1 protein-coding gene is annotated in these 281 nt (G+C 67.6%); it reads right to left on the bottom strand.

The window, feature by feature from the left end:
• The coding region (locus SB751_RS29745) for a TIGR00730 family Rossman fold protein (protein WP_410748990.1) at positions 1 to 281 on the bottom strand (281 nt) is incomplete at both ends.

Below are 281 nucleotides of genomic sequence, written 5' to 3'. Positions count from 1 at the left end.
GAGCGCGACGGGCTTGCGGTGATAGCCGAGCTGCGCCCACGTATAGACCTCGAACAGTTCCTCGAGCGTGCCGGCGCCGCCGGGCAGCGCGATGAAGCCGTCGGCCTTCTCCATCATCATGGCCTTGCGCTCGTGCATGCTCTGCACCAGGTGCAGCTCGGTCAGGCCGCGATGGGCCTGTTCCTTTTTCTGCAGCAGTTCCGGGATCACGCCGATCACGCGGCCGCCGCCGGCCAGCACCTCGTTGGCGATGACGCCCATGATGCCGACGACCGAGCCGC

It is taken from the genome of Cupriavidus sp. SIMBA_020 (assembly GCF_046535395.1).
Taxonomy (GTDB): Bacteria; Pseudomonadota; Gammaproteobacteria; order Burkholderiales; family Burkholderiaceae; genus Cupriavidus; species Cupriavidus campinensis.
The sequence above is the reverse complement of the archived record's forward strand: the minus strand, read 5'-3'. Positions and strand labels throughout refer to the sequence as shown.